General features: G+C 57.1%; 17 protein-coding genes and 2 pseudogenes. 6 read left to right on the forward strand and 13 right to left on the reverse strand.

What is annotated here, in order from left to right; translation table 11 throughout:
- Positions 1 to 186 precede the first annotated feature (186 nt).
- The 6 genes and pseudogenes from CYR52_RS01410 (at position 187) to CYR52_RS01430 (ending at position 5,561) form a co-directional block, all read left to right on the forward strand.
- Positions 187 to 2,583 (forward strand): DMSO/selenate family reductase complex A subunit, encoded by a 2,397-nt coding sequence (locus tag CYR52_RS01410; protein ID WP_101827818.1) that lies wholly within the window; start codon positions 187 to 189, stop codon positions 2,581 to 2,583.
- Entirely contained in the window at positions 2,580 to 3,209 is a 630-nt protein-coding gene (locus tag CYR52_RS01415) for a DMSO/selenate family reductase complex B subunit (RefSeq protein ID WP_072927836.1), read from the forward strand. Before CYR52_RS01410 ends, CYR52_RS01415 begins: the two co-directional genes overlap by 4 nt.
- On the forward strand, positions 3,202 to 4,056 hold the full coding sequence (locus CYR52_RS01420) for a dimethyl sulfoxide reductase anchor subunit family protein (RefSeq protein WP_101827819.1): 855 nt from the start codon (positions 3,202 to 3,204) through the stop codon (positions 4,054 to 4,056). The genes CYR52_RS01415 and CYR52_RS01420 overlap by 8 nt, the downstream gene beginning before the upstream one ends.
- A 31-nt stretch (positions 4,057 to 4,087) precedes the next feature.
- Positions 4,088 to 4,255 (forward strand): annotated as a pseudogene (locus CYR52_RS23050) (4Fe-4S dicluster domain-containing protein); the annotation flags it as partial.
- Between the two features lie 87 nt (positions 4,256 to 4,342).
- Positions 4,343 to 4,936, forward strand: a complete 594-nt coding sequence (locus CYR52_RS01425; RefSeq protein ID WP_241522373.1) for an ATP-binding protein — start codon at positions 4,343 to 4,345, stop codon at positions 4,934 to 4,936.
- A 25-nt stretch (positions 4,937 to 4,961) separates the two neighbouring features.
- Positions 4,962 to 5,561, forward strand: a complete 600-nt coding sequence (locus tag CYR52_RS01430) for a molecular chaperone TorD family protein (protein WP_101827821.1) — start codon at positions 4,962 to 4,964, stop codon at positions 5,559 to 5,561.
- A 162-nt stretch (positions 5,562 to 5,723) separates the two neighbouring features.
- Here CYR52_RS01430 and CYR52_RS01435 read toward each other — a convergent pair whose 3' ends face one another.
- From CYR52_RS01435 to atpI, 13 genes and pseudogenes are all read right to left on the reverse strand, one after another.
- Positions 5,724 to 6,560, reverse strand: a complete 837-nt coding sequence (locus CYR52_RS01435; protein WP_101827822.1) for an alpha/beta fold hydrolase — start codon at positions 6,558 to 6,560, stop codon at positions 5,724 to 5,726.
- A 40-nt stretch (positions 6,561 to 6,600) separates the two neighbouring features.
- Positions 6,601 to 6,831, reverse strand: a pseudogene (locus CYR52_RS01440) (carboxymuconolactone decarboxylase family protein); the annotation flags it as partial.
- Between the two features lie 322 nt (positions 6,832 to 7,153).
- Complete coding sequence (glmS, locus tag CYR52_RS01445; protein ID WP_101827823.1) at positions 7,154 to 8,983, reverse strand: glutamine--fructose-6-phosphate transaminase (isomerizing); 1,830 nt, start codon at positions 8,981 to 8,983, stop codon at positions 7,154 to 7,156.
- A gap of 201 nt (positions 8,984 to 9,184) precedes the next feature.
- Positions 9,185 to 10,555: a bifunctional UDP-N-acetylglucosamine diphosphorylase/glucosamine-1-phosphate N-acetyltransferase GlmU gene (gene glmU, locus CYR52_RS01450; protein WP_072927845.1), complete on the reverse strand. Its 1,371-nt coding sequence runs from the start codon at positions 10,553 to 10,555 to the stop codon at positions 9,185 to 9,187.
- 304 nt (positions 10,556 to 10,859) lie between these two features.
- Entirely contained in the window at positions 10,860 to 11,273 is a 414-nt protein-coding gene (locus CYR52_RS01455; RefSeq protein ID WP_165698480.1) for a F0F1 ATP synthase subunit epsilon, read from the reverse strand.
- Between the two features lie 29 nt (positions 11,274 to 11,302).
- Positions 11,303 to 12,685 carry a F0F1 ATP synthase subunit beta gene (gene atpD / locus CYR52_RS01460; protein ID WP_072927848.1) on the reverse strand — a complete coding sequence of 461 codons (1,383 nt, stop codon included), beginning with the start codon at positions 12,683 to 12,685 and terminating at the stop codon, positions 11,303 to 11,305.
- 32 nt (positions 12,686 to 12,717) lie between these two features.
- Positions 12,718 to 13,581: a F0F1 ATP synthase subunit gamma gene (gene atpG, locus CYR52_RS01465; protein ID WP_072927850.1), complete on the reverse strand. Its 864-nt coding sequence runs from the start codon at positions 13,579 to 13,581 to the stop codon at positions 12,718 to 12,720.
- Positions 13,582 to 13,642: 61 nt separating this feature from the next.
- Positions 13,643 to 15,184 (reverse strand): F0F1 ATP synthase subunit alpha, encoded by a 1,542-nt coding sequence (gene atpA / locus CYR52_RS01470; protein ID WP_072927851.1) that lies wholly within the window; start codon positions 15,182 to 15,184, stop codon positions 13,643 to 13,645.
- 12 nt (positions 15,185 to 15,196) lie between these two features.
- Positions 15,197 to 15,730 carry a F0F1 ATP synthase subunit delta gene (atpH, locus tag CYR52_RS01475; protein WP_072927853.1) on the reverse strand — a complete coding sequence of 178 codons (534 nt, stop codon included), beginning with the start codon at positions 15,728 to 15,730 and terminating at the stop codon, positions 15,197 to 15,199.
- A 14-nt stretch (positions 15,731 to 15,744) separates the two neighbouring features.
- Positions 15,745 to 16,215, reverse strand: coding sequence for a F0F1 ATP synthase subunit B (atpF, locus tag CYR52_RS01480; protein ID WP_072927854.1), 471 nt, complete (start codon positions 16,213 to 16,215; stop codon positions 15,745 to 15,747).
- Positions 16,216 to 16,276: 61 nt separating this feature from the next.
- The gene (gene atpE / locus CYR52_RS01485; protein WP_004093904.1) at positions 16,277 to 16,516 is read right to left on the reverse strand and encodes a F0F1 ATP synthase subunit C; all 240 of its coding nucleotides are present in this window, start codon (positions 16,514 to 16,516) and stop codon (positions 16,277 to 16,279) included.
- A gap of 48 nt (positions 16,517 to 16,564) precedes the next feature.
- Entirely contained in the window at positions 16,565 to 17,347 is a 783-nt protein-coding gene (atpB, locus tag CYR52_RS01490) for a F0F1 ATP synthase subunit A (RefSeq protein WP_072927856.1), read from the reverse strand.
- 38 nt (positions 17,348 to 17,385) lie between these two features.
- Positions 17,386 to 17,769: a F0F1 ATP synthase subunit I gene (gene atpI / locus CYR52_RS01495; protein WP_072927857.1), complete on the reverse strand. Its 384-nt coding sequence runs from the start codon at positions 17,767 to 17,769 to the stop codon at positions 17,386 to 17,388.
- Positions 17,770 to 18,200: the final 431 nt, after the last annotated feature.

Raw genomic sequence — 18,200 nt, forward strand, 5'->3', positions numbered from 1 at the left:
GGCTGGCCCTGAAGAAAGCATTCATAATCTAAATATATAACCCCATAATATCACTGGAAAATATATTTCCCCCTCCCGCTCCCGCTTTATTTCCCGCTATCCCCCGCTTACCGTCATTATATTGACGTTCATCATAGTGAGCGCCCTGGCAGCTTTATAGGCTCTTTCCTTTTTTGGATAGAGCCTATGTCAACGCAAAAAAATCCCGGTTCCGATCCGGCCCCTCTGGGTGGCTTGCCGCTAAGCCGGCGGCAGTTTGTTCAGGCCGGCAGCGCCCTGATGGCGGTGCCTTTTCTTGCTGGGCGCAGCGTTTGTGCCCAGCCCCCTGAAACCGCCTCCCCCTCCCCTGCCGCACCGGCGGCACAGGTTGTGCCGACCTGCAGCACCTTTGACTGCGGCGGCAAATGTGACATCCGCGCCCATGTTGAACAAGGCATGGTGACGCGCATCTCTACCCGCCCGGACAGCGCGCTGGACCCGGAAATGCCGGTTATGCGCGCCTGCGTGCGGGGCCGCGGCTACCGGAAATTTATTTACCACCCTGACCGGCTGCAATACCCGATGAAACGGGTCGGCAAACGCGGCGAAGGTAAGTTCGAACGCATCAGCTGGGACGAAGCCACCACCCTGATTGCCGATAACCTGAAGCGCATTACCGCCCAGTATGGCCCGGCGTCGCGTTTCGCCCACACCAATACCGCCGTCAGCGGCGGCACCTTCTCCGGGGACAAAATGCTGCGCCGCCTGTTCAACCTGACCGGCGGTTACCTGGAGCACTACCACTCCGTCAGCATGGGCAACACCGCCGCGGCCACGCCCTACACCTACGGCACCGCCGCCAGCGGCAGCACCCTGGACACACTGGCCGATACCAGGCTGGTGATCCTCTGGGGCCATAACCCCAATGAAACCGTGTTCGGCCATACCAACCACTACTACCAGCAGATGAAAGCCAACGGCACCCGCTTTGTGGTGGTTGACCCGCGCTACTCCGACACCGCCGCCTCGCTGGCTGACCAGTGGATCCCGCTGCTGCCGACCACCGACAACGCCCTGATGGACGCGATGATGTACGTCATCATCAGCGAAAACCTGCACGACCGCGCCTTTATTGACCGCTACACCCTCGGCTTTGATGAGGCCTCCATGCCTGAGGGCGTGCCGCCGAATGAGTCACTGGTGGCTTACCTGTTTGGACTGAAAGATGGCATCGAAAAAACGCCGCAATGGGCGGAAAAAATTACACGCGTCCCAGCGGAGACAATTCTTCAACTGGCGCGCGATTACGCCACCACCAAACCCGCTGCCCTGATCCAGGGCTGGGGGCCGCAGCGCCATAACTGCGGCGAACGCACGGCGCGCGGCTCCACCCTGCTGGCCTCCATCACCGGCAATGTCGGCGTGCGCGGCGGCTGGGCAGCCGGTTACGGCGGCATCGGCAACCGTAAATTCATGACCGGCCCGGAGTGCCCGGACAACCCGGTGGCGGCCAAAATCTCCATCATGAACTGGGTGCAGGCGGCGGATGACGCTACCAAAATCACGCCGGAAATGGGGCTGAAAGGCGCAGAGCGGCTGGAGAGCAACATCCGCATCCTGTTCTCGCTCGGCAGTAACTACCTGGCGAACCAAAACCCGGATCTGTTGCAGGCGGTGAAGGTGCTGGAAGATGAATCACGCATTGAATTTATCGTCGCCAGCGATCTCTACCTGACCCCCAGCGCCCGCTATGCTGACCTGTTGCTGCCGGAAACCAGCTTTATGGATCGCTGGAACATCGGCGAAACCTGGGGCACCGGCAACTATGTCATCCTGTCTGAGAAGCTGATCGAGCCGGACTTCGAACGCCGCTCTGATTATGAGTGGCTGCGTGAGGTAGCGGCAAAACTCGGCGTTGAGCCGCAATTCAGTGAAGGCCGCTCGGAAAAAGAGTGGATCGCCCACATCGTCGAGACCACCCGGCAGGCAATGCCGGACGAGCATTGCCCGACCTTCGAAGAACTTTGCGTTAAGCGCCAACACCTGTTCAAAGGCGCGCCGCATGTCGCGTTTGAGAAAAACATCGAAGACCCGGCCAACAACCCGTTCCCGACGCCGTCCGGCAAAATTGAGCTGTTCTCTCAGCGGCTGTATGAGATGCAGCACCCGGAAATCCCGGCGCTTTCCCACTACGTGCCTGCCCATGAGGGGCCGGAAGATGCGTTGCGCCGGCGCTACCCGTTGCAGCTGATCACCTGGAAAGGGAAAAACCGCGCCAACTCCACCCAATACCCGAACCCGTGGATGCAGGAAGTGCAGGAGCAAGTGCTGTGGATCAACCCGCAGGACGCCGGGCAACGCGGCATCCGCCAGGGCGACACCCTCCGCATCTTTAACGATCGTGGGGTGATGGCAATTCCGGCCCACCTGACCGCGCGCATTATGCCCGGCGTGGTGGCGCTTCAGGCCGGGGCCTGGTGGCAACCGGATGAGCACGGGGTGGATCGCGGCGGCTGCCCGAACGTCCTGACCTCTGCCCGCATCACACCGCTGGCAAAAGGCAACTCCCACCAGACGTTGTTGGTTGAGGTAAGCAAAGCATGAGTACATTTCAGGAATTCCCGCCGGTCAGCGATCGGCAATTAGGCTTTTTTATCGACTCCTCCCGCTGCTCCGGCTGCAAAGCCTGCCAGGTCGCCTGCAAGGATAAAAATAACCTTGAGGTCGGGCGGCGTTTCCGCCGGGTGTATGAAGTGCAGGGCGGCAGCTTTATCCCGACCGGCAACGGCGGGCTGCGCAACAACGTGTTCGCCTACACGCTGTCGGTTTCCTGCAACCATTGCAGCGACCCGGTCTGTACCAAAAACTGCCCCACCACCGCGATGCACAAACGCCCCGGCGACGGCATTGTGCGGGTCAATACCGATAAGTGCGTGGGCTGCGGCTATTGCGCCTGGTCCTGCCCGTACGGCGCGCCCCAGCTCAATACCGAAACCGGGCAGATGTCCAAATGCGATTTCTGCATCGACCTGCAAGCCAACGGCGAGCAGCCGGTCTGTGTGGCGACTTGCCCGCTGGGTGCCATTAAATTCGGCCCGATCGAGGAACTGCGCGCTAAGTACGGCACGCTGAGCGACGTCAACGGCCTGCCTGATTCCACGCTGACCCGGCCCAACCTGGTGGTAAAAGCGCATCAGGGCGCACAACAAGAGGTAAATCACGATGAATGAGTGGCCGTTACTGGTATTTACCCTGCTGGTGCAGGCGTCGGTAGGGATGGTGCTGATCGGCGCGCTGGGCGGCTACTGGCTGCGCCGGGCCGTGACGGCTGAACAACGCTTTCTGGCGTTGCGCCCGCTGATGCTGCTCGCCCCTGTGCTGGCGGCAACCGGGCTGCTGACCTCCGTGGCACACCTGGGTTATCCGCTGAATGCGTTTCATGCGCTGCGCCATGTCGCCACCTCCTGGCTGAGCCGGGAAATTCTGTTGGCGAGCCTCTACCTCGGTATTGTGGGCCTGGCTGCGCTGCTGGCGCTGCTGACCCGCCGGGCTTACCCGACCCTGTTGCTGCTGGGCGGGCTGGTGGGGCTGGCAGATGTCGGCTGTATGGCAGGCATTTACATCAACAGCGCGGTAGTGACCTGGATGCACCCAAATACCGCCGTGGCGTTTTACGGCACGGTGTTTACGCTGGGCGTGATGCTGGGCGTGGTGGCGCTGTGCCGCCGGCCGGTCAGTTTACCGCTGATGCAGCGCCTGTTGCTGACGGCGCTGCTGAGCAGTATTGCGACCGCCGCGGCGCACTGGCTGGTGACGCCCGGTTACCTGCATTTTATGGCGCAGGCAGTTCAGCCGGTCACCCTGCCGTTTGATGCCGTGGCCGCGTTTCTGCGCAGTGCACCTTTGCGGATGATCAGCACCGCCCTGCTGATGGCAGCGATCGCGTTGCTGGTGCTGCTGCTCTACCCGGCCCGCCAGCGCGTGACCGTGCTGTACCGCGGCGGCATCGCGGCAGCGGCATTGCTGGTGCTGCTGGCTCACGTGGGCAGCCGTTACGCCTTCTTTATGCTGCACTGATATGCGTATCCTGCCTTTTACCTCTCCGCTGATGCCGCCCGGCATCAGCGGCCATTGTATCCGCACAAAAACCCAGCACGGCGGCTGCTCCGCCTGCGCGACAATTTGCCCGACCGGCGCGGTTTCGCTAAAGGCGCGCCAACCGGTTCTGGAGGCGGGGAAATGCCTGAGCTGTGGCGATTGTTTGTTCGTTTGCCCCACGGAGGCCATTGACTCCCTATCCCCAATAGAGAGGAATTATCACGGCAACACCTTGTCCGGCAAGGGGAACCGGTTTGTCCCGTCGGTGAATGAATTACTGTTGTGGCACGCGTTGCGTGGGATCCGGCAGGTGTCGATCGATCCCGGCAACCACGCCTGGCAGGCGGCCGTTGTGGCATTAAATTGCGTGCTCGCCCGTATTAATGAGCCAATCTGGCAGATCCTTTACCCCGATGGCGAGCCGATCGACCATGCGCGCCGCCGTTGGCTCAGCCGTCCTTTCATTCCCTCCCACGCCGCCGATCGTATGCCGGCAGGCCAACGGGCGGTACGGGCGGCGTTTCCGGCCATCAGCTGGTTTCAGGTGTCAATCGACACGGCCGCCTGTTCATTGTGTGGGGCCTGTAGCCGCCTCTGCCCGGAACAGGCGATCACACTGACCGGCACCGATCTTCAGATCGATCCCGCCCGCTGCACCGGCTGCCTGGCCTGCGAGGGCGTCTGTTTCCCTCAGGCGATCCATGTGAAACCCTGGGCAGCGCCTGCCCACCCACGCACGCTGCCGGTAACGGCTTGCCGGTGCCGCAATTGCCGCACCGCCTTTGTCAGCTTTTCCGCGGATGACACGCTCTGCCCACTCTGCCGACGCCATACCCACGGGATGCGCACGTTAACCTGATGACATAACACTGATAAGAAAAGCGATGATGATTGAATTACCAATACTTTCCCGGCAATTGAATTTGCTGGGATGCGGCTTCCGTTTGCCGCCCACCCACCCTGATATGGCCGGGGTGCTGGCGCTGTTTGCCTTACCTGACTGGGCAGGCCATTGGCCGGGCGTTGAAAAACCTCACCTCACCCGGCTGGCTGCGGCCTTTATGCCGCTGGATCTGCCGTCTGTTGCGCACGCCTGGCAGCGTTTGTTTGCCGGGCCGGGCACACGGCCTGCGCCGCCGTGGGGCTCGGTGTATCTCGATCCGGAACGGGTAGTGCGCGGCTGCTCCACCGTGGCTCTGAGCCATTTTCTGCAACGCGAACGGCTGCAACTGCATACGGAGTCGCCGGAGCCGCCCGATCATCTGGGGTTAATTCTGTTTCAGGCGGCGGTGCTGGCGGCAGAAGGGCGTGAGGCGGCGTTACTGGAGTTGCTGGAAGAACATCTGTTGAGCTGGTTGCCGTTGTTCGTCCACCAGCTCCGTCAGGCTGAACACCCCGGTTTTTATCCGGCGCTGGCAGAGCTGACGCTGCTGACCGTGCAGAGCGCGGTGGCCACCCTGAAAAACCGGTTGGAGCCGGTATAGAGGGCCGATCACCGTTATCCTTACAGGGCGTCAGGCTTTTGGGAGGGGAACACTGCCTGGCGAAGTACCATCGCTTACTCCTGCTTATAGAAAAAGGCATAAAAAATCCGCGATACCGGTCATGTGCATCGCGGATTTTTCGTTCACCCTTTGCAGGAGAAATTAAGCACGGATGAATGCCAGCAGATCCGCGTTGATCACCTCAGCGTGGGTCGTATGCATCCCGTGCGGATAACCGGGATAGAGCTTGAGCGTGCTGTCAGGCAGCAATTTATCCTGAAGTAATGACGCCACTTTGTAGGGCACCACCTGATCGTCATCACCCTGCATAACCAGCGTCGGCACCGTGATCGCCTGTAAATCTTCCGTCTGGTCGGTTTCAGAAAAGGCTTTGATCCCTTCGTAATGCGCTTTGGCACTGCCCATCATGCCTTGCCGCCACCAGTTTTGGATGGTGCCCTGGGAAACCTGCGATCCTTCCCGGTTGAAGCCATAAAACGGCCCGGACGCGACATCCAGATAGAACTGGGCACGGTTGGCGGCCAGGGCGGCACGAAAGCCATCAAACACGTCGCGCGGCGTGCCGTCAGGGTTGTTTTCCGTCTTCACCATCAGGGGCGGCACCGCGCTGATCAGCACGGCTTTCGCCACACGGCCCTGCGGCTCCCCATATCTGGCGACATAACGGGCCACCTGACCACCGCCGGTGGAATGGCCCACATGGATCGCGTTATAGAGATCCAGATGTTCAACCACCGCCGAGGCATCCGCCGCGTAATGATCCATGTCATGCCCATCACTGACCTGATCCGAGCGGCCATGCCCGCGCCGGTCAATCGCGATCACCCGGAAACCTTCTGCCAGGAAGAACAGCATCTGGTTGTCCCAGTCATCGGCACTTAACGGCCAGCCATGATGAAAAACAATAGGTTGCGCGTCCTGCGCGCCCCAGTCTTTGAAGAAAATGTTCACGCCATCTTTCGTCGTTACATATGCCATAGCACAAACTCCTCATGTAATAGAAAAACCACAGGGGTTGTTAATACGTGTAGAGCTTAAAGGGCGTAACAGCCGGAAAATCAACGTCAGTATCATTGACGCGGTTGAACATATTGGTAAACAGAATTGCCGTTACCGCACCGATAGTTTCAACCACTTGCTGGTCAGTGAATCCTGCTGACCTCAAGGCAGTCACATAGCCCGCTGCTACTGTGCCACGCGTAGTGACCAGAATCTGCACAAATTTTAACCCCGCATCGATTTTGGACTCTCCGTCAACGTATCCCTGGCGTGAAGGGTCTGGGCTTCCGGTTAACCGGCGTTAGGGCCAACACGCTGGCGCAAAGCATGAAAATGCGGCATTCCAGGGTAACAATGAAAAATGACAGGATGCAGAGCAGTGAGAAGCAGATCGGGGTAGCCCGGCATGACGGCCGGTTCAGCGAAGTAAGGGCAAGGGGTAAAAAGGATTGGGGTATTCGCGGCCATTGAAAACACCCTGCTCTCTTTCCGGTTCCGGCCTTATGCAAAGCCGGAACCGGGGTGATGATGTCAGGGTGCTGATCTTTTTCTGTCGCCGCTATCGCAGGCCGTTATTCGACGGTCACCGATTTGGCCAGGTTGCGCGGCTGGTCGACGTCGGTGCCTTTGATCAGCGCCACGTGGTATGCCAGCAGCTGCAACGGCACGGTGTAGAAGATTGGGGCAACAATCTCTTCAACGTGCGGCAGCGGGATGATCTTCATGCCTTCACTGTCACTGAAACCGGCATCCTGGTCGGCGAACACATAGAGCAGGCCGCCACGGGCGCGCACTTCCTCGATGTTGGATTTCAGCTTCTCCAGCAGTTCGTTGTTCGGGGCGACCACAATCACCGGCATATCGGCATCGATCAGCGCCAGCGGGCCATGTTTCAGCTCACCGGCGGCGTACGCCTCCGCGTGGATGTAAGAGATCTCTTTCAGCTTCAGCGCCCCTTCCATCGCGATCGGGTACTGATCGCCACGGCCGAGGAACAGCGCGTGATGTTTGTCTGAGAAACCTTCGGCCAGCGGTTCGATCGATTTGTCCAGCGAGAGCATCTGTTCAATACGCGCCGGCAATGCCTGCAACGCATGGACGATCTCATGCTCAACGCTTTCGCTCATCCCTTTCAGGTGGCCCAGGCGCGCCACCAGCATCAGCAGCACGGTCAGCTGCGTGGTAAAGGCTTTGGTGGATGCCACGCCGATTTCAGTGCCCGCTTTGGTCATCAACGCCAGATCAGACTCACGCACCAGCGACGAGCCGGCCACGTTGCACACCGCCAGCGAACCGAGATACCCCAGCTCTTTGGAGAGGCGCAGTGCGGCCAGCGTGTCGGCCGTTTCGCCCGACTGGGAGAGGGTGATGATCAGGCTGCCCGGCCGCACCGCAGATTTGCGGTAACGGAATTCGGAGGCGATCTCGACATCACAAGGCACGCCCGCCAGTGACTCAAACCAGTAACGCGCCACCATGCCGGAGTGGTAAGAGGTACCGCAAGCGATGATCTGCACATGCTGCACGCGCGCCAGAATATCGTCGGCCTGCGGGCCCAGCTCGCTCAGGTCAATCTGGCCGTGGCTGAAACGCCCGGCCAGGGTGTTTTTGATCGCCTGCGGCTGCTCGTAGATCTCTTTCTGCATGTAGTGGCGGTACGCGCCTTTGTCACCGGCGTCGTACTGCACCTGGGATTCAATCTCCGGGCGCACCGCCGGGTTACCCTGTTTGTCGAAAATGGTGACGCTGCGGCGGGTGACTTCCACCACGTCGCCCTCTTCCAGGAACTGGAAGCGGCGGGTCACCGGCAGCAGGGCCAGCTGGTCAGAGGCGATGAAGTTTTCGCCCATGCCGCGGCCTATCACCAGCGGACTGCCGGAACGGGCGGCCACCAGCACGCCGGGGTTACGGCTGTCCATGACAACGGTGCCGTACGCGCCGCGCAGCTGGGGGATCACGCGCTGGACGACGTCCAGCAGCGATCCGCCCTGTTGCAGCTCCCAGTGCACCAGATGCGCAATCACTTCAGTATCGGTTTCTGACACAAAGCGGTAGCCGCGTTCGATCAGGATTTCACGCAGTGGCTCATGGTTTTCAATAATGCCGTTGTGCACCACGCTGACGTACTCAGAAACGTGCGGGTGCGCATTCGCTTCAGACGGCTCGCCGTGCGTTGCCCAGCGGGTATGGGCGATGCCGGTGCCGCCGGTCAGCGGCTCCGCTTCAACCGCTTCCGCCAGTTTCTGCACTTTGCCGACCCGGCGCACACGCGCCATGTGGCCCTGGCTGTCCACCACCGCCAGGCCCGCGGAGTCATAACCGCGGTACTCAAGACGACGTAACCCTTCAATCAGGATTTCAGCAATATCACGTTGCGCTACTGCGCCAACAATTCCACACATGGATGTTAATTCCTATTAAGGCCACTTGATGGCCTACGATGTCTTCGACCTGATAGCCCGGTGTTTCCGGGGTCCCCGAGCCTTGTAGAGAGCGGGGTTATTATGTTTTGGCCTGCGCTCCGGCAGAACACAGGGCAAAACAGAGTCGGGGGCCACGCCCCCAACTCAGGCGGCTGCGCGCTTTTTATCCGCGCTTTTTCATCAACGTTTTTTCACCGGGCGCTGCCAGTCCGGTTTGTGCTGTTGCGGCACCCGGCTGATGAGCAGGCCGTTGTCCGGCACATCACGCGTGACGGTGGTACCGGCAGCGATAGTGACCTGGTTACCGACGCTGACCGGCGCCACCAGCTGGGTGTCAGAGCCGACAAACACGTCATTCCCAATCACCGTTTTATGCTTGTTTGCGCCGTCATAGTTGCAGGTGATGGTGCCCGCGCCGATATTAACGTTGCTGCCAATCTCCGCGTCGCCTAAATAGGAGAGGTGGCCGGCTTTGGTGCCTTTGCCCAGGCGGGCTTTTTTCACTTCCACAAAGTTGCCGACATGCACGCTGTCTGCCAGCTCGCTGCCTGGGCGCAACCGGGCAAAAGGCCCCACCGTGCAGCCGGTGGCCAACGTCGCATCTTCAATCACCGTGTAGGGGCTGATGTCACTGTCATCGCCGATTTCGCAGTTCTTCAGCACGCAACCGGCTGCAATCTTCACCCGGTTACCAAGTTTGACCCGGCCTTCAATAATCACATTCGCGTCGATCACCACATCACGGCCGTGCTCCAGCGTGCCGCGCAGGTCAAAACGCGCCGGGTCGAGCAGCATCACCCCGGCCAGCAACAGCTTTTCTGCCTGCTCGGCCTGATAAATACGCTCCAGGCGGGAAAGTTGCAGGCGGTTGTTTACGCCTTCCACTTCACTTAACCGCTCAGGGTGAACGGCGGCGATGGTATGGCCTTCTGCGTGCGCCATCGCGATGATGTCAGTGATGTAGTATTCGCCCTGGGCGTTGTTGTTCGACAGGCGGCCCAGCCAGCGTTTGAGATCGCCCCCGTTGGCCACCAGAATGCCGGTATTCACTTCCGTGATTGCCTGCTGTTCCGGTGTGGCATCTTTCTGCTCAACAATCCCGGCCACCTGGCCATGTTCACGCACGATGCGGCCATAGCCGGTCGGATCATCAAGGTTTACCGTAAGCAGGCCGATGCCGCCCGCCGGTTTGGCCTGGAGCAGGTGTTGCAGCGTGGTCACTGAGATCAGCGGCACATCGCCGTACAGCATCAGGATATCTTCGTCATCGGCAAAGTGCGGGGCAGCCTGCTGCATGGCGTGGCCGGTGCCGAGCTGCTCTGCCTGTAATACCCAGTTCAACGGGGTATGCGACAGGCGCTCTTTCAGCAAGTCACCGCCATGACCATAAACCAGATGCACCTGCGCGGCGCCCAGCTGTGTCGCGGCATCGATAACATGTTGAACCATAGGCTTGCCGGCCAGAGGGTGCAGGACTTTCGGAAGATCGGAATACATGCGCGTTCCCTTGCCGGCAGCAAGGATCACAACGCTCAATGAGCTGTTCGACATAAGCAATCTGATAGCCTTATTAAGAAGTGAAAAGTAAACCTGTTCGCTGAACCAAATACTACATATTTTTCAGTGAAAATGCTGCGTAAGCCGCACCAGACAAGGCTTACCGGCTTACTGCTCACCATAGCGAATTTTGGCGTCACGCGCCGGAAAAGCAGGGGGTTTTTTAGGGGATCTGGGGAATTTTTCGCCAGGGAAGAAAAGAACGCCCGGCTTTTTTAAAGGTAAAAAAAAAGCGACCCGCAGGCCGCTTTCTTATTGACGCAATAACGGTTTCTCCGCTCTCGCGGAGAACACGCGATTACATCGCTTTTCTGGTCAACTCGATGACGCGCAGTTTCGCGATCGCTTTGGCCAGTTCAGCCGACGCCTGAGCATAGTCGACGTCACCGTGAGAGCTATGGATATGTTCTTCCGCCTTGCGCTTAGCTTCCAGCGCGCGAGCTTCGTCAAGATCCTGCCCACGAATGGCGGTGTCAGCCAGAACGGTTACCGCACTCGGCTGCACCTCAAGGATGCCGCCGGAGAGGTAGATATACTCTTCTTCACCGTGCTGTTTAACAATACGCACCATGCCAGGCTTAATGGCAGTGAGCAGCGGCGCATGGCCAGGGAAAATACCCAGCTCACCTTCGCTACCCGTCACCTGGATTTTCTGCACCAGACCGGAAAACATCTGTTTTTCAGCACTGACGACATCCAGATGGTAAGTCATTGCAGCCATGTCACCCTCCTCTCAAAGCGTTACAGTTTCTTGGCTTTTTCCACTGCTTCATCAATGGAGCCAACCATGTAGAACGCCTGCTCCGGCAGGTGGTCGTAATCACCGTCCATAATGCCTTTGAAGCCGCTGATGGTGTCTTTCAGGGAGACGTATTTGCCCGGTGCACCGGTGAATACTTCTGCCACGAAGAACGGCTGGGACAGGAAGCGCTGAATCTTACGGGAACGGGCAACCACCAGCTTGTCTTCTTCAGACAGCTCGTCCATACCCAGAATCGCGATGATGTCTTTCAGCTCCTGGTAACGTTGCAGCAGAGACTGCACGCCACGTGCCACATCATAGTGTTCCTGACCAACAACCAGCGGGTCCAGCTGACGGCTGGTGGAGTCGAGCGGGTCAACCGCCGGGTAGATACCCAGAGAAGCGATTTGACGGCTCAGTACCACGGTAGCATCCAGGTGGGCGAAGGTGGTCGCCGGAGACGGGTCAGTCAAGTCATCCGCAGGGACGTAAACGGCCTGTACGGAGGTGATAGAACCGGTCTTGGTTGAGGTGATACGTTCCTGCAGAACGCCCATCTCTTCCGCCAGGGTCGGCTGGTAACCTACTGCGGACGGCATACGGCCGAGCAGTGCGGATACTTCAGTACCGGCCAGGGTGTAACGGTAGATGTTGTCAACGAACAGCAGAACGTCACGACCTTCGTCACGGAATTTCTCAGCCATGGTCAGGCCGGTCAGTGCAACGCGCAGACGGTTACCCGGCGGCTCGTTCATCTGGCCATACACCAGGGATACTTTGTCGATAACGTTGGAGTCGGTCATTTCGTGGTAGAAGTCGTTACCTTCACGGGTACGCTCGCCCACGCCTGCAAACACGGAGTAACCGGAGTGCTCGATCGCGATGTTACGGATCAGCTCCATCATGTTTACGGTTTTACCTACACCCGCACCACCGAACAGACCGACTTTACCGCCCTTAGCGAACGGACACATCAGGTCGATAACCTTGATGCCGGTTTCCAGCAGTTCCTGGGAGCTGGACAGCTCTTCGTAGCTTGGTGCCGCGCGGTGGATCGCCCAACGCTCTTCTTCACCAATGTCGCCTTTCATGTCGATTGGTTCACCCAATACGTTCATGATACGGCCCAGAGTTGCTTTACCCACCGGCACTTCGATCGGGTGTTGCAGGTTGATAACATTCAACCCACGACGCAGGCCGTCGGAGGTGCCCATTGCGATACAACGGACAACACCGCCACCCAGCTGTTGCTGAACTTCCAGCACCAGTTTGGACGCGCCGTTGTCAACCTCAAGTGCTTCGTACACGTTTGGTACGGCATCCTGAGGGAACTCGACGTCCACTACGGCGCCGATTACCTGGATAATCTTTCCAGTAGCCATCTTGAATCCTCTACGTAATTCGTAAACCTAGCTTAAACCGCAGCGGCCCCCGAGACGATCTCGGTAAGTTCTTGAGTGATGCTGGCCTGACGGGCTTTGTTGTATACCAACTGAAGCTCTTTGATCAGGCTACCGCCGTTATCGGTTGCGGCTTTCATCGCGACCATTCGTGCGGCCTGCTCGCTGGCCAGGTTTTCCACGACGCCCTGATAAACCTGTGATTCCACATAGCGACGCAGCAGGGTATCCAGCAGCGACTTCGGATCGGGTTCATACAGGTAATCCCAGGATTTCTTCTCCAGAACGCCATCTTCCGCAGGCGGAAGCGGCAGCAGTTGAAGAACCTGCGGAACCTGGGACATCGTATTGATAAACTTGTTACTGACGATGTAAAGCTTGTCCAGACGACCTTCGTCGTAGGCTTGCAGCATTACTTTCACCGGGCCAATCAGATCAGACAGGGAAGGTTTATCTCCCATGCCGGTGACCTGGGCAACCACGTTGCCGCCTACGGCGCCAAAGAAAGAAGCTGCTTTCGAACCAATCACAGCCAGATCGGCCTGAACGCCTTTATCGGACCAGCCTTTCATGTCTGCCAGCAGTTTCTTGAACAGGTTAATGTTCAAACCGCCACACAGACCACGGTCAGTAGACACCACCAGATACCCAACGCGCTTCACATCGCGGTCGTCCAGGTAGGGGTGTTTGTATTCCAGATTACCTAACGCAAGGTGACCAATCACATTGCGCATGGTTTCTGCATAAGGACGGCTGGCTGCCATGCGCTCCTGCGATTTACGCATTTTGGAGGCGGCGACCATCTCCATCGCTTTTGTGATCTTCTGCGTGTTTTGCACGCTTGCGATCTTACCACGTATCTCTTTTGCGCCGGCCATCTCTGCTTCTCCTCATTGCCAGACGGCCTGCTGTTCTTTCAAACAGCAGGACCGTTCAGCGTTACCAGGACTGGGTTGCTTTGAAGGTATCCAGCAGGCCTTTCAGCTTGCCTTCAATCTCATCGTTGTAACCGCCAGTTTGGTTGATTTGGTTCAGCAGATCACCGTGTTCGCGATCGGCGAAGGCCATCAGGGCAGCTTCGAAGCTCACCACTTTGGACACTTCGACGTCTTCCAGATAACCACGCTCCGCAGCAAACAGCACCAGGGCCTGTTGAGCAACGGACATCGGCGCGTATTGTTTCTGTTTCAGCAGCTCGGTCACTTTCTGACCGTGGCTCAGCTGTTTACGCGTCGCGTCATCCAGATCGGAAGCGAACTGAGAGAACGCTGCCAGTTCACGGTACTGTGCCAGTGCGGTACGGATACCACCGGACAGTTTTTTCATGATCTTGGTCTGTGCTGCACCACCCACACGGGATACGGAGATCCCTGGGTTAACCGCAGGACGGATACCGGAGTTGAACAGGTTGGATTCCAGGAAGATCTGACCGTCGGTAATCGAGATTACGTTGGTCGGAACGAACGCGGAAACGTCACCCGCCTGCGTTTCAATCAGCGGCAGCGCAGTCAGGGAGCCGGTTTTACCTTTCACTTCACCCTTGGTGAATGCTTCAACGTACTCGGCGTTAACACGCGCAGCACGCTCCAGCAAACGGGAGTGGAGGTAGAACACGTCGCCCGGATAGGCTTCACGGCCCGGCGGACGACGCAGCAGCAGGGAGATCTGACGGTAAGCAACAGCCTGTTTGGACAGGTCATCGTATACGATCAGCGCATCTTCACCGCGGTCACGGAAGTATTCGCCCATGGCGCAACCGGCATACGGTGCCAGGTATTGCAGTGCAGCGGATTCAGACGCCGTTGCCACAACCACGATGGTGTTGGCCAGTGCGCCGTGCTCTTCCAGTTTACGTACCACGTTAGACACGGTGGACGCTTTCTGGCCGATAGCCACGTAGATACATTTGATGCCGGAGTCGCGTTGGTTGATGATCGCATCGATCGCCAGCGCGGTTTTACCGGTCTGACGGTCGCCGATGATCAGCTCACGCTGGCCACGGCCGATTGGAATCATCGCATCCACAGATTTGTAACCGGTCTGAACCGGCTGATCAACGGATTGACGGGCGATAACGCCCGGTGCGATAGCTTCAACCGGGGAGAAGCCGTCGTTGTCGACCGGCCCTTTGCCATCGATAGGTGCACCCAGGGTGTTCACCACGCGGCCCAGCAGGCCACGGCCGACCGGCACTTCCAGGATACGGCCGGTGCATTTCACCTTCATGCCTTCAGCCAGGTCCGCATACGGACCCATCACTACAGCACCGACAGAGTCGCGTTCCAGGTTAAGTGCGATAGCGTAACGGTTGCCGGGCAGGGCGATCATCTCACCCTGCATTACATCGGCCAGGCCGTGTACGCGAATGATCCCGTCACTGACGGAAACGATAGTACCTTCATTGTGAGCTTCGCTCACTACATTGAACTGAGCAATGCGCTGCTTGATCAGTTCGCTGATTTCGGTGGAATTCAGTTGCATGCTCCAGTCCCCTTAAGACTGCAAGACGTCTGCCAGGCGATCCAAACGACCGCGTACGCTGCCGTCAATCACCATATCGCCCGCGCGGATTACGACGCCGGCCATGACAGACTTATCAATTTTGCAATTCAGCTTAACTTTGCGTGACAGACGTTTTTCCATCGCAGCGGTAATTTTTACCAGCTGGGCATCATTCAGTGTGGTGGCGGAAATCACTTCGACTTCGACCGTGGCCTCGAGGGAGGCGCGCAGTGCAATGAACTGCTCTAACACTTCAGGAAGGACGGATAAACGGTTGTTCTCAGCCATCACCTTAATCAGGTTCTGGCCGGCTTGGTCGAGTTGATCACCACATACGGCAATGAACGTTGCAGACATGGTTTCCGGTGCCACAGCACCGGAAAGCAAGGCTTTAATCTGTTCGTTGCGCGTCACTTCAGCGGTAAACGCCAGCATTTGCTGCCAGCGGTCGATGCATTGGTGCTCAACGGCAAAGTCAAATGCTGCTTTGGCGTAGGGGCGAGCTACCGTGACAAATTCAGACATCAGCCCCTCCCTCCTTACAGTTCAGCGACCAGTTTATCAACGATGTCGCTGTTAGCAGCTTCATCCACGGAACGTTCAATGATCTTCTCGGCGCCAGCAATTGCCAGTACAGCGACTTGCTTACGCAACTCTTCACGAGCGCGTTTACGTTCGGCTTCGATCTCAGCCTGTGCTTGCGCCACGATTTTGTTACGTTCCTGCTCTGCTTCGGCTTTTGCGTCCTCGACAATCTGAGAGCCACGCTTGTTAGCTTGCTCAATGATTACCTGGGCTTCGGCCTTGGCTTTTTTCAGCTGGTCGGTCGCATCGGCTTGCGCGAGGTCCAGATCTTTTTTGGCACGTTCTGCTGAAGCGAGACCGTCAGCAATTTCTTTCTGACGCTTCTCGATGGCTGCCATAATTGGCGGCCATACATACTTCATGCAGAACCAGACAAACAGGACGAACGCGATGGCCTGGCCGAGGATTGTTGCGTTAAGATTCACAGCACAATGCCTCTTTCAAAGTTAATAGTTTGATGTGGTCTACGGTAGAGAAAAATCTCTACTAGGCGACCGCAAACATCACGTACAGACCCAGACCAACAGCGATCATCGGGATGGCGTCAACCAGGCCCATAACGATGAAGAATTGTGTACGCAGCAGAGGAATCAGGTCAGGCTGACGTGCAGCGCCTTCCAAGAATTTACCACCCAGGATGCCGATACCGATCGCAGCACCGATTGCCGCCAGGCCCATCATCACAGCGGCAGCCATGTACAGCAGATCCATACTCAGGTTTTCCATGACAGTCTCCAGTTTGTTTCAGTTAAACGCAGTAGTGTTGAAAGAAAATCAGTGTTCTTCAGATGCCATCGACAGATAAACAATCGTCAGAACCATGAAAATAAAGGCTTGCAGCGTAATGATCAGGATGTGGAAAATGGCCCACGGCACACTCAGAACCCACTGTGACCACCACGGCAGCAAACCGGCAATCAGGATGAAGATCAACTCACCCGCATACATGTTGCCGAACAGTCGCAGACCCAGAGAAACAGGTTTGGACAGCAGGCTGACACCTTCCAAGATCAGGTTGATTGGAATGAATACCGGATGGTTGAACGGCTGCATCGTCAATTCTTTAACGAAGCCGCCAACCCCTTTCATTTTGATGCTGTAGAACAGAATCAGAATGAATACGCCCAATGCCATCGACAATGTGATGTTCACATCGGCGGTAGGCACCACACGCAGGGCAGGAAGCCCGAGGACATGTTCACCGAGATAAGGCAGCAGGTCGATAGGCAGCAGGTCCATCATGTTCATCAGGAAAACCCAGACGAAAACGGTGAGCGCGAGCGGTGCAATCACCTTGCTCTTGCCGTGATACATATCACGCACACTGCTGTCGACAAACCCGACAACCAGCTCAACGGCTGTTTGCAGTTTGCCAGGAACGCCACTGGTGGCGTTTTTTGCTACTTTACGGAAAATAACCAGAAAGAGCAGACCGAGGACCACGGAGAAAAACATCGAATCGATGTTTATCGACCAGAATCCCGTCCCCACCTGCAGCTGAGTCAGGTGGTGACCGATATACTCTTGAGGAGTAGAGATTTCTCCAGATGCAGACATGATGCCTCTTACCCTTTTGTAGTTAGATACAAAAACCGCTATGCGCGGTAACTGTTAATCACGGCTGGTGCCAGTATCTGCGTGAGCAACACCGATAGATAGGTTATGCCGAGCGGGATAAACACCGCCTTGAGCACGCCCAGGGCGATTATCACCAACGCAATGGTGATGACAACCTTCAACGCTTCTCCGATGGCGAACGACCAGGCGACTCGGCCAGAGAGCGGCGTATTTGCCTGGTGACGCCACGCAAACAGCATAAACAGTGCATTCGGTAACCAGGCGGCAAACCCGCCGGCTAAAGCAGAAACACTCCATTCCAGGCCTTTTAGCCCAAAGACGGCACTGAGCAGAACAAAGGTCAATAACTGCACTGACAGCAGTTTTCCGGCAACCTTCCCGCTGTAAAGGGATGCAGACATGACGTTTGTTCTCTCCGTAACTCAGTGGAGGTATGCTGAGTGTCGTATAAAACTGCCTTTGTACGACCGAGTCAAGCAGCAAAAACCGAGCAAATTATACGGTTCACTCAAGCGAATTCAATCGATAAGTAGCGAAAAGGTGAACAATTATTTAAATTTAATTCTGTAGGGCTATTTTCCTAAGGAAACTATCCCCAAAATGACAAGATAATAACTGTCTGATTATTCCACTACCATTCATATAAGTGTGCACAAGATCACACAAAATAGTTTTGCAGACCCGGACAAATCCATGCTGCGCGTTGCTCTGACAGCAGATTGATTTTTAAACCTTATAAAAATCAATCTGCTAAATTGTTTGCTGCGCAAAAGAAGATGAAAACTTAATTCAAACCTTTTTTTGACATTTCATCCCAAAAATAAGCAACAAA

The organism is Chimaeribacter arupi (genome assembly GCF_002858805.1).
Lineage (GTDB): Bacteria > Pseudomonadota > Gammaproteobacteria > Enterobacterales > Enterobacteriaceae > Chimaeribacter > Chimaeribacter arupi.